The organism is Dyadobacter fermentans DSM 18053, assembly GCF_000023125.1.
In the GTDB taxonomy this organism is placed as follows: domain Bacteria; phylum Bacteroidota; class Bacteroidia; order Cytophagales; family Spirosomataceae; genus Dyadobacter; species Dyadobacter fermentans.
The window spans coordinates 1914436-1926837 of the sequence record NC_013037.1 but is presented as its reverse complement, the minus strand read 5'-3'; the positions used below and the strand labels follow the sequence as shown (position 1 = coordinate 1926837).

The 12402-nt window shown below is 54.8% G+C and carries 8 protein-coding genes; 7 read left to right on the top strand and 1 reads right to left on the bottom strand.

The window, feature by feature from the left end; genetic code table 11:
• The first annotated feature begins 143 nt into the window (after positions 1–143).
• The 7 genes from DFER_RS07880 (at position 144) to DFER_RS07850 (ending at position 10980) form a co-directional block, all read left to right on the top strand.
• Positions 144–1232: a Gfo/Idh/MocA family protein gene (locus DFER_RS07880; RefSeq protein WP_041734818.1), complete on the top strand. Its 1089-nt coding sequence runs from the start codon at positions 144–146 to the stop codon at positions 1230–1232.
• A 79-nt stretch (positions 1233–1311) separates the two neighbouring features.
• Positions 1312–3468 (top strand): hypothetical protein, encoded by a 2157-nt coding sequence (locus DFER_RS07875; protein WP_015811094.1) that lies wholly within the window; start codon positions 1312–1314, stop codon positions 3466–3468.
• 78 nt (positions 3469–3546) lie between these two features.
• Entirely contained in the window at positions 3547–4278 is a 732-nt protein-coding gene (locus tag DFER_RS07870; protein ID WP_015811093.1) for a GntR family transcriptional regulator, read from the top strand.
• A 196-nt stretch (positions 4279–4474) separates the two neighbouring features.
• Positions 4475–6772 carry a PSD1 and planctomycete cytochrome C domain-containing protein gene (locus DFER_RS07865; RefSeq protein WP_015811092.1) on the top strand — a complete coding sequence of 766 codons (2298 nt, stop codon included), beginning with the start codon at positions 4475–4477 and terminating at the stop codon, positions 6770–6772.
• Between the two features lie 201 nt (positions 6773–6973).
• Positions 6974–8434, top strand: coding sequence for a DUF1501 domain-containing protein (locus DFER_RS07860; RefSeq protein ID WP_015811091.1), 1461 nt, complete (start codon positions 6974–6976; stop codon positions 8432–8434).
• Between the two features lie 21 nt (positions 8435–8455).
• Positions 8456–10618 carry a chitobiase/beta-hexosaminidase C-terminal domain-containing protein gene (locus tag DFER_RS07855; protein ID WP_041734816.1) on the top strand — a complete coding sequence of 721 codons (2163 nt, stop codon included), beginning with the start codon at positions 8456–8458 and terminating at the stop codon, positions 10616–10618.
• A 92-nt stretch (positions 10619–10710) separates the two neighbouring features.
• Positions 10711–10980, top strand: a complete 270-nt coding sequence (locus DFER_RS07850; protein WP_015811089.1) for an SWEET family sugar transporter — start codon at positions 10711–10713, stop codon at positions 10978–10980.
• Between the two features lie 19 nt (positions 10981–10999).
• On the opposite strand, the gene DFER_RS07845 is transcribed toward DFER_RS07850, so the two are convergent.
• Positions 11000–12274, bottom strand: coding sequence for a YihY/virulence factor BrkB family protein (locus tag DFER_RS07845; RefSeq protein WP_015811088.1), 1275 nt, complete (start codon positions 12272–12274; stop codon positions 11000–11002).
• Positions 12275–12402: the final 128 nt, after the last annotated feature.

The following is a 12402-nucleotide window of genomic DNA, read 5'->3' as shown; positions in this document are numbered from 1 at the left end:
TATGTTTCACTCGTTGCGCGGGCATGTCTTTGCGGCATCCGGGCATCAGCTACCCGGTAAAGTCGCCGCGTGCCGGGCTTTTGGTATCATATTGATCGTTCAACCCATCGGGAATCCATTCAAAACATTCATCCAAACAGGTTATGCAAATAGAAAGACGTGAGTTTTTATCGACATTATCAATGGCCGGAGCGGCCACATTGTTTTCGGGCAACCCGCTGCTGGCCGCAACCGCACCTAAAAAAGACAAGCTGGGCATCGCCCTGGTAGGGCTGGGGTATTACAGCACCGACCTCCTGGCGCCGGCGCTCCAGCAAACCGAGAAATGTTACCTGGCCGGCATCGTCACCGGAACGCCCGCGAAGGCAGAGGCCTGGAAAACCAAATACAACATCCCCGAAAAGAACATTTACAACTACCAGAATTTCGACCAGATCGCGAAAAACCCGGATATCGACATCGTGTACGTGGTGCTGCCGCCATCCATGCACCGCGAGTTTGTGGTGCGCGCGGCGAAAGCGGGCAAGCATGTGTTTTGTGAAAAGCCTATGGCACCGTCCGTGGCCGACTGCGAGGCGATGATCAGCGCGTGCAAGAGCAATAAAGTGAAGCTGGCGATAGGCTACCGGTGCCAGCACGACCCGAATATCCAGGCCTATATGAAAGTCGCCAAAGACCAGAAGTTTGGCAAAGTAAAAATGATCAACAGCGCCGCGGGGTATTTCGACGCCCGCACCGACCACTGGAAGCAGAAAAAATCGCTCGGCGGCGGCGTGATGGGCGATATGGGCGTATATGCATTGCAGGGCGCGCGACTGGCCACAGGCGAGGAGCCGGTGAGCGTGATCGCGCAGGCTTCCACCACCCGTCCCGACATTTACAAGGAAGTGGAAGAAACCATGATGTTCATGCTCGAATTCCCGAGCGGCGCCCGCGCCGCCTGCCAGACGAGCTTCGGGATCAATATGAACTACCTGCAGGTGAATTACGAAAAAGGCTGGTTGAAAATGGAACCGCAGTCGGCTTACAATGGCAACAAAGGCAGCATGTCGGACGGGACGATCATTAATTTCCCCATAAAAAGCCAACAGGCCAAGCAAATGGACGAGGATTGCCTGGCTATTATGAACAACACCGATCTCATCGCTCCCGGGGAGGAAGGCCTGCGCGACATCCGGGTCGTGGAGGCGATTTACAAGTCGGTGGCTTCCGGCAAAGCGGTTAAAATCTAAATAAGAAAGCATTCTCCCGCGCCATCGTGCGGGAGAATGCCTTGGCACCCATCACCCTGCATTTGACCAACATTCCTGAATGAAATACCTTTTCCTACTGCTTTGCCTGACCAGTCTTGCCGCCACCGGCCAGAATGCCCGTTCCGTTTCCAACGACTGGCTGATCGCGCCGGAATCCGCGCGGGCGACGATCGCCTACTCGAAGGACGGCCGCGACCTGGTGCTATCCAACGGCCTGGTTAGAAGGACGTTCCGCGTCAAACCCGACCTTGCCTGCATTGAATACAAGAATCTCACCAACGGCCAACAGCTGCTGAGGGCCGTTAAGCCCGAGGCGAGCGTGGTGCTCAATGGCGTGCCTTACCCGGTAGGCGGCCTGTACGGGCAGAAGGAAAACGCCTATCTGCTCCCGCAGTGGATCGACGGTTTGCAGGTATCGGACAGCGCTTTCCATTTTGTCGATTTGAAAATCAGCCCGTTAATGCCTTATCTGAAATGGAAAACCGCCATGTGGGCCGGCAACAAGCAGGATGCCTCGGGAAGCGAGGTCACGCTCCGTTTCCGTTCGGGACTTGCGGCGCTGGCCGGTGTGGATGTGTACGTGCATTATGCGATTTTTGATGGTATTCCATTGATTTCCAAATGGGTGACGATTGAGAACAGGAGCAATGCCGACTGGACGGTCAACCAGGTTGTGAACGAGATCCTGGCTGTGGTGGAGGAAGAAAGCGCCGTGGTGGGCAAGCCGGAGGAAATGGCCAAACCGAATGGTTTGTACATTGAAAACAATTATGCATTCAACAACGCCATGCGCTATTCGCTGAGCGATCAGGCGACGCACTGGAAAACCGACAAGCACTACACCTCGCAGGTCAACTACGATTACCAGACGCCCTGCTTGCTGGAAGTGCACCCCAAAGTCGATATGGGCGTGCGCCTGAAAGCTGGGGAGAACCTGGAATCCGTGCGGACGTACGAACTGCTGACCGACAGCTACGACCGCGAGCGGAAGGGCCTCGCGATCCGCAAAATGTACCGCACCATTGCGCCGTGGACGACCATTAACCCGATTTTCATGCATTTGGTGAGCCAAAACGACGAGCAGGTCCGCACGGCGATCGATCAATGCGCGGCCACGGGTTACGAGGCGCTGATCCTGAGCTTCGGGAGCCATTGCAACATGGAAGACACCACCGCGGCCAATCTCCGCAAATGGAAAGAACTGGCTGACTATGCGCACGGCAAAAAGGTCCTGATCGGCAGTTACTCACTTTTCAGCTCGCGCAAAATAAGCGACGAAGACGATGTGATCAACCCCAAAACCGGCAAGCCGGGCGGCGCGTTTTTCGGCAATGCCCCCTGCATGGGCAGCAAATGGGGCCTGGGCTATCTGGCCAGGCTGAAAAAATTCATGTCCTACACATGCTTTGATATTTTTGAAAACGACGGGCCCTACCCGGGCGACCTGTGCGCATCGACATCCCATCCCGGCCACGAAGGCCTGGCCGATTCGCAATGGCGGCAAATGGCATTGCAGAAAGAACTTTACCGCTGGTGCGCTGCCAATGGTGTGTACGTGAATGCGCCCGACTGGTACTTTCTCGACGGGACGAACAAGATTGCGCTGGGCTACCGCGAGGTGAACTTTTCGCTGTCCAGAGAGCAGCAGAAGATCCTGAACCGGCAGAACATTTACGACGCAACCTGGAACGAAACGCCTTCGATGGTGTGGGGTTTTGTGCCGCTGACGAAGTACCAGGGCGGCGGGCCGGAAGCGGTGCTCGAACCGCTATCTGAGCACCTCGATGCCTATGAGCAACTCATGATGCAATACTACGGGGCCGGTGTGCAGGCCTGTTACCGCGGCCCCAGACTTTATGATACGGAACAAACCAGGCGCACGGTAAGCAATGTGGTGGGCTGGTATAAAAAATACCGCGATATCCTCAATGCGGACATCATTCACCTGCGCCGTGCCGACGGGCGCGACTGGGACGGCATCATGCACGTAAGCCCGCAACTGCGCGAAAAAGGGCTCGTGATGCTCTACAACCCCACTACCGCACCGATGACGCGGCAGATCAAACTGCCGGTATACTACACCGGCCGGCACGACAGCGTCAAGATCCGCGTGAAGGAAGGCGCCCCGCAGACGTTCCGGGTAAACCGCGAATACGAAGTCGATTACAAAGTGGAGATCCCGGCGGAAGGATACACGTGGCTGGTGATCGAGTGACGGTCGCCGGCCGGGCCCTATGCTACCAATGAGCAGCCGAATTTGCTAGTTTTACAACCGGATACTTTATCTTCGATTATGAAATTCAGCATTGACCACAAAAGTCCGGTTCCGTTACATATTCAGGCAGAAAACCTGCTGCGCACGATGATCAGTGAGCCTGAGCATCTTAACGGGAAGTTCCTGCCGAACGAAGTTGAACTCGCCAAACAGCTCGCCATATCGCGGTCAACCTTGCGGCAGGCGCTCAACAAGCTGGTTTACGAAGGATTGCTGATCCGCAAAAAAGGCATTGGTACCAAAGTCGCCGAGCCGGTAATCAGTTCCAAAGCAAAAAACTGGCAGAGCTTCACGCAGGAAATGACTGCGCGGGGGATCGTCGTCAAGAATTTCGAACTGCATGTGACCTGGGTTACGCCGGAAGAAAAAATCGCCAACTTTTTCGATATCCCCCGCGACAAGAAGGTGCTCAAACTGGAACGCCTCCGGGGCAAGGTCGAAGGGCCTTTTGTGTACTTCATTTCCTATTTCCACCCCAGGATCGGTTTAACGGGCGAGGAGAATTTCAAACGGCCGCTCTACGACATTCTCGAAAAAGATTACCTGGTTGTGGCCACGCTTTCAAAGGAAGAAGTAAGCGCAACCGCCGCCGACAAGTTCATCGCCTCCAAGCTCGAAGTGGAGCCGGGCAGCCCCATTCTTTTCCGCAAACGGTTTGTATACGATCAGGGCGAGCGGCCCATCGAATTCAACGTGGGTTATTACCGGGCTGATAGCTTCGTTTACACGGTTGAAAGCGTCCGTGAGTAGCGATTTGGGCGGTTACTTGTAATATTTACATTATTTCATCGAATCATTGTTTTCCTGCAACGCTTGTATGTATGGCATTATGTCCATATGTTTGTACATACATACGGATGATCCATGCTTATGACAGGGGTTAAATCCGTGCGTTTTTTGTCCAGGACTTAGTGATTGATAGATGAAGAATCGGTTTTTGTTTTTAATGGCGTTTGCCAGTGCTGTTGCGCTGCTCGTGGTTTCCTGCTTTCAGAAGAATGGCACTTTGCAGCAGAAATCGGGCAGCGGGTCGGTCAGTTATAATTTTGATATCCGGCCTATTCTTTCCGATAAATGCTTTGCATGCCACGGGCCGGATGCCAACAAGCGGGAGGCGGGCCTCCGGCTCGATGTCGCCGAAAGCGCGTATGCCAAGCTCAAAGACGGCAACGGGTTCGCAATCCTGCCGGGCAAGCCGGAAGAGTCGGAGGTATATAAACGGATCACCTCGGTGGACCCGTCCTACCAAATGCCTACGCCCGAGTCGCACCTGGGCCTGCTGAATGAATCCGAAATCGGGCTGGTACGCCAATGGATCGAGCAGGGTGCCAAATATGAGAAGCATTGGGCATTCACCGCGCCGGTGCTGCCTGCTTTGCCGGAGGTGTCGGACGAAGCCTGGCCGAAAAACGAAATCGACCGTTTTGTGCTGCAAAAGATGGAAGGGGCCGGACTGGCGCCTAACGAGGAAGCTACGCAAAGTCATTTGCTCAAACGGGTTGCCCTGGATCTCACCGGGTTGCCGCCTACGCTGGCCATGCAGGAGAAATTCGCGGGCGATCAGAGCGATAAATCCTATGAAAAGGTGGTTGACGAGCTGCTTTCGCAGAAAACCTTCGGCGAGAAAATGGCGGTTTACTGGCTCGACGTCGCCCGCTATGCCGATTCCTACGGTTACCAGGACGATGAGTACCGGACCCAGTGGCCGTGGCGGGACTGGGTGATCAATGCATTCAACAAAAACATGCCCTACGACCGGTTCCTATCCTGGCAGATCGCAGGCGACATGCTCCCGAATGCCAATAAGGAGCAGATTCTGGCAACCGCATTTTTCAGGAACCATAAATACACGGAGGAAGGCGGCGTGATCCCGGAAGAATACCGGATCGAATATAATATCGACAAAACCAAGACTTTCAGCACCGGCGTGCTGGGCCTGACCGTGGAATGCGCCCAATGCCACGATCACAAATACGACCCCATTTCGCAGGAAGACTATTACCGGCTGTTCGCGTTCTTCAACAACTCCAAAGAAGCGGGTTATGAAGGCGATGTTTCCCAATCCAAACCGGCGAAGAACCCTATCATGACGATCTCCGATGAGGAAGCGAGGACATTGCTGCCATTCATCAACCGGCCTGATACGAGCCGGCTCTCGGTATCCGTCCTCGGCGACCTCGACACGCTCAGGCCCACGCACATCCTGAACAGGGGCGTGTACGACGCGCCCGGACGCGTGGTTACCGCAGCTGCATTGCCCGCGGTAATGAAATTCGATACTACCAAAATCGCCCAAAACCGCCTGGGGCTTGCCCAATGGACTACGAGCAAAAGCAATCCGCTCACGGCGCGGGTGTTTGTGAACCAGATATGGCAGGAGTTCTTCGGAAGGGGTATTGTTAAAAGCACGGGGGATTTCGGGATGCAGGGCGACCTGCCCACGAATCCCGCATTGCTCGACTGGCTCGCGGTGGATTTCATGAACCACGGCTGGAATGTGAAAAGGCTCGTGCGGCAGATCGTGACGTCCGCCACTTACCGGCAGTCGGCCAGGGTTACCGAAGAAAAGCTGAAAGCCGATCCCGAAAATATTTATATGTCCCGCGGGCCACGCTACCGGCTGCCGGCGGAGCTCGTGCGGGATATGGTGCTCTCCACGAGCGGATTACTCAACCCCAAAATCGGCGGGCCGAGTGTGAAGCCATACCAGCCAAAAGGACTTTGGGAAGCGGCTACATCGGGTAGGGGCACATTGCGCACCTACCAGCAGGACAAGGAGGACGCCCTCTACCGCAGGGGCATGTACACGTTTATCAAGCTCACCGTCCCGCCGCCCTCGATGATCATTTTCGACGCGAGCAACCGCGACCATTGCGAAGTGAAACGCTCCCGCACGAACACGCCCCTGCAAGCGCTGGTGATGCTGAATGACCCCACGGTGCTGGAAGCGTCAAGGGTGATGGCGGAACGGCTGGTGACGAAGTCGGCCGACCCGAAGGCGGGCATCCGGGAGTCATTCCAGCGCATTCTGTGCCGGCAACCGACCGATAAGGAAATGAAATTGCTTGCCGATTACTACAACGACGAGATTTCGGCATTTACAAAAGACAAAAAAACTGCGGCGAAAGTCCTGAACGTGGGCGAATATCCGCACGAGCCGAAGGCAAACCAGGCGCAGGCCGCCGCGCTGATGCGGGTGATCAACGCGCTGTATAATATGGAAGAGACGATAACGAAGAGCTAATGTGGCTGTAAGCGATAGGCCATAGGCTTTAAGCTTAGACAAATCAAAAGCATATGGCTTAACGCTTACAGCCCCCAGATAGACATCAAACCAAAAGCATAAAGCCTAAGGCTTACAGCTTAAAGCCTAACGCTTAAAGCCCCAGATAGACATCAAACCAAAAGCATAAAGCCTAAGGTTTACAGCTTAAAGCTAAAAAACATGGAAAAGCCAATATTGGATTACGGGATGAACACCACCCGCAGGCATTTTTTATCGAAACTAAGTTTGGGCCTCGGCAGCGCCGCACTGGGTTCGCTGCTCATTCCCGACCTGTTCAAAGGAGGTGGCGGAGAAGCTGACATGGAAGGGCTCATGGCCGGTCTGCCGCATTTTGCCCCCAAGGCTAAGCGGGTGATCTATCTTTTTCAAAATGGCGCACCATCGCAGCTCGACTTGTTTGACTACAAGCCTATGCTGAACAAAATGCACGGCGAAGACCTTCCGGAATCCATTCGGGGAACACAGCGGCTCACCGGCATGACGGCCAACCAGGCGAAATTCCCGCTGGCCGGTTCGATATTCAATTTCAAACAATACGGCAAAAGCGGCGCGTGGATGAGCGAGCTGCTCCCGCACACAGCCGGCATTGTGGATGATCTTTGCATTATCAAAACACTCAACACGGAGGCGATCAACCACGACCCGGCCCTGACTTTCTTCCAAACCGGCGCCCAGGTAGGCAACCGCCCGAGTTTCGGCGCATGGCTCAGCTACGGCCTGGGAAGCGAAAACCAGAACCTGCCCGGCTTTTGCGTGCTGCTCTCGCGCGGGAAAGGCAACGGGCAAGGGGTGTATTCCAAATTATGGACCAACGGCTTTCTGGACTCCGTGCACCAGGGCGTGCAGTTCAGCAGCGGCGAAAACCCGGTTTTGTACCTCAACGATCCCGACGGTATGGACCGCGCCCAGCGCCGCAAAATGCTTGATAAACTTTCGGAACTCAACCAGGGCACCTATAATGAGTTCGGCGACCCGGAAATAACGGCCAAAGTGCAGCAATATGAAATGGCTTTCCGTATGCAGACCGCCGTTCCGGAAATCACCGATATGAGCAAGGAGCCGGAATCAATCGTGAAAATGTATGGCCCCGAATGCCTCGTGCCGGGCACCTACGCGGCCAACTGTCTGCTGGCGCGGAAGCTCTCCGAGCAGGGCGTGCGTTTTGTGCAGTTGTACCACCAGGGATGGGATAGCCACGGCGGCCTGCCGAGCGAGATCCGGGGACAATGCATGGACGTCGACCAGGCGTCGGCGGCATTGGTAACCGACCTCAAACAGCGCGGCCTGCTTGACGAAACGCTCGTGATCTGGGGAGGAGAATTCGGGCGCACCAACTACTGCCAGGGCACCCTCACCAAGGATAATTACGGCCGCGACCACCATCCGAGGGCATTTACCGTGTGGATGGCCGGCGGCGGCGTGAAACCCGGCATTGTGTACGGCGAAACCGATGAATTTGGCTATAACGTTGTCAAAGATCCTGTGCACGTGCATGATTTCCATGCGACAATACTCAACCAGCTCGGGCTGGACCATGAAAAACTCGTTTTCAAGCACCAGGGACGCCGCTACCGTCTCACCGACGTGGCCGGTAAGCTGGTAAAAGGGATTATTGCTTAACCAAATACAAACCTCGAAACAGTGCGCAGATTTTTGTCGGATTGGAAAGGGCTGATTTATAATCTGGCCTTCTTCCTAAATGGTTTACTCGTATTCCTGTTGCTTTTTGAGGGCCGGTTTGTGGTGCCGGTGTGGATGCAGGCTATCGGAAGAATGCACCCGCTGGTGCTGCACTTTCCGCTGGTAGTGCTAATGTTATACAGCCTGTGGGTGCTGGTGGTCGACAAAAAGGAATCGCCGCGGTGGAACGGCGAACTGGCCGACAGCCTGCTGATCATCGGCACGCTGACGGCGGCAGTGGCCGCGTTTTCGGGTTTTGTATTATCGAAGGAAGAAGGCTACGAATCGGATACGCTGCTTTGGCATAAATGGCTGGGCGTCGCGATTTCAGTGGCGAGCATTGCCTGGTACGGGTTCCGCAATGCACTAACCCCGTGGCAATGGCATTCCAAACTCGTGGCAGGTTCTTTCCTCGTGCTGCTTTTTGTCGGCGGGCACCTCGGCGGCAATCTTACCCACGGCGAGGACTTCCTTATTTCGCCCCTCGGGCCGTCGGCCGACGAACCGCCGCAGGTCGATTTGGAAGAGGCGATGGTGTACGAACACCTGGTGAAGCCGGTACTCGACCAGAAATGCCTGTCGTGCCACAATGCCGAGAAATCCAAGGGCGATTTGCAGATGCAAACCCAGGCATTGCTCACTAAAGGCGGCAAAAGCGGTGTTTTGTGGGACACTACCAAAGCCGACCTCGGCCTGCTGATCAGCCGGCTGCATTTGCCGCTCGAAGACAAGAAACATATGCCGCCGCGCGGCAAGGTGCCGCTCACCGACGAAGAAATGGTGCTGCTCGCCGCCTGGGTAAAGAGCGGCTCGCGGTTTGGCCAGCTGGTGAGTTCGCTGCCGCCGCAAAGTCCCGTGTACGCCTATGCGCAGAATGTGCTCGGCGGCGGGCGCACGGAAGCGGCGTACGATTTTGCCGCCGCGGACCCTGACGAAGTATTGAAGCTCAACACAAGCTACCGGCTCGTTAAGCCGCTGTCGGCCGAGTCGCCGGCATTGTTTGCCAATTTTTACAACCGGGCCAACTTTAAAATAGCGGAAGTGGAAGGGCTAAGCCCTTTGAAAGGACAAATCGTCGCGATGGACCTGAGTAAAATGCCCGTCCGGGACGAGGACCTTAAAGTGCTGGCAACCTTCCCCGAGCTCCGCAAACTGATACTCAATTTTACCGACATTACCGGCGCTACATTGGGGGAATTGAAAAAGCTGGGCAAGCTCAAAGAACTGTCGCTGAGCGGCACCGCTGTGAAAATGGAGCAGGTGAAAGCCTTGAAAGGCATTCCATCGCTCAAACGGGTGTATTTGTGGAGCACCGGCCTGACAAAAGCGGAGCTAGCCCAACTCAAAAAAGAGTCCGGCATCGCGCTGGAAACCGGTTTTAGCGGCGATTCCGTGGTACTGGCCCTCAATCCGCCGATCATTGTCACCGAAAACCAGCTCGTAGCAGCCGACGGGGCCGTTTCACTCAAACATCAGATATCCGGCACCATCATCCGTTACACCGTGGACGGCACCGAGCCCGACAGCACCACCTCACCCGTATACCAAAAGCCCATTCCGATTACCAAAAACACCGTATTGAAAGCCCGCGCGTTCAGGACCGGCTGGTATGGCAGCACGCAGGTAGGGAAGACATTCTACAAAGCCGGCTACCGCGTCGATAGCGCACGCCTTGGCCTGCCGTCGGATCAGGGATATAAGGCCAAAGGGGCATTGTCGCTCTTCGATGGCAAGGTTGGGGACACCGAGCGGGTGAGCGGGACATGGCTCGGCTATAACCAAAACGATTTCCAGGGATTTTTGTATTTCAAAAAACCGGTGATGGCTTCGAACATTACTGTAAATACGCTGCGGAGCCTGGGAAGCTACATTTTCCCGCCTGTGCGCATCGAGGTGTGGGGCGGTGTGGATGAAAAGTCCCTGAAACTGCTGAAAGTGATTACCACGGAAATTCCGGCCAAAGACATCCCGGGTGCGGAAAACCTGGTTTACGAGGCAGCATTCGACCCGAGGCCGCTCGGCTGCATTAAAGTGGAAGCGAAGCCGGTAGCCAAGTTGCCGGCCTGGCACGCAGGCAAAGGCGGCAAAGGTTGGCTGTTTGTGGATGAGATTATTGTGAATTGAAGTAAACCATGAGACAGGTCAACCATGTGGAAATGGCGTCTGGTACACTTTTTACTGCTCGCATCGCCATTTAAACTAATTACCTGTCATACGTGGATTTTATTGAAATTATCGGATTGGTCGCTGGGATTTGCACATCGTCGGCCGTGATACCCCAGTTGGTAACAACCATTAAGAAAAAGAAGGCCAGTCAGGTTTCGACGGCCATGTTCATCGTGCTGCTCACCGGTAATGCCTTGTGGGTGTACTATGGTTTCGAGAAAGAGGACGTCCCGATCGTGGCTACCAACCTTTTCACCATTGGCCTGAACATCGCCATGCTTGTGCTGAAATACAAATACAAAAAACGGCAGACCGAATAGCCTGCCGTTTTTTGCTGAATCATTTGCTTCCCCGGAAGAGTATTTTCCGGATAATGCCCTGCGATGTTTTCCTACCAAAAACACACGCGGCCGTAAGCACCAGCAGCAGGCCGAGCAGGACAATGTAACCCAGGAAACTGCTGTCCAGCCACACGTTGAGGAAGTGGCCTGCAATCAGCAGTATCGTCATAAAAGCGCAAAATCCGAGTACGGCGAGCACGAGGTAGTAGACCGCCGGCGATACGATTTTCGATATCCTCGCTTCAATCTCCTCACGCACCGCATTGATTTTTTCGTCGATGAACGTGTACACCGAATCCAGCACCTTGTCTTTCACAGCTGCCGCATTCCAGCCGGCGGGCTCGTTTTCGGGCTGCGGCGCAATGCCCGCGGTGGTTGTTTCCATTTCCTGGCGCACCAGCCGCACGGCATGCTCATTCGGCCGGATTTCGTGGCCGTCGTACCGAGCGAATACCTTCGTAAACTCGGCCCCGAAATAGAGAATGATCGACGAATAATAAATCCACGTGAGCAATATCACAATGGACGCCGAGGCGCCGTACGTAGCGCCGAGGTCCGACTGGCCGAGATAAAAGCTGATCGCAAACTTGCCGATCGCGAACAATAGCGAAGTGAACCCGGCCCCGATGAGGCATTCTTTCCAGCGTACGTGGCCATCCGGCAATACTTTAAATACCACCGCGAAAAGCGCCGCGATGATCACCAGGACGAGCGCCACATTGAGGACCGAGAACACGACCACGGAAACCTCCGAAAAATACCGTTCGAGCCTTGCGCTCAACAAATCGACCAAAGTATTGACACCCAGCGTGACCACCAGCAGGAAGCCGAGCGTGATGATGAGCGAGAAGGAGAGCAGCCGGTTTTTGAGGTACTGCACCCAGCCTTTCCGCGGCTTGGACTTAATAGCCCAGATATAGTTGATCGAATCCTGGATTTCGGCGAAAACCCCCGTGGCACCAATGAGCAGCGTCACGCCGCCGATGATGGCCGCGGTGGTAGACTTGTCGTTGATCGCCGCATTCTTGATCAATTGTTGAATCTGCGCCCCGGCCTCCTTGCCGACCAGCCCCTGGATTTGTCCATACAGTTCCCCTTCAAATGCCTCCCGGCCGAAAAAGAAGCTGACGATCGAGATGATCAGGAGCAGCATTGGGGCGAGTGAAAATATGGTGTAATAGGAAAGCGCAGCGCTCAGCTTGAGGACATTGTCGTTGGAAAACTCCGAGAAGCTTTCCTTCATGAGAGTAAAAAAATCTTTCAAACGGATCATAGTTCGTTGGATGAATTTTGCCTGTGATAGTCTTTCCGCGTCGTCCGGCGAAAAGGCATTTAAACCAAAATGCAGCCGCTGACCCGCAAAAAACCGTTCCAACGAGGTTAGGGGCACTATTTTCAGGG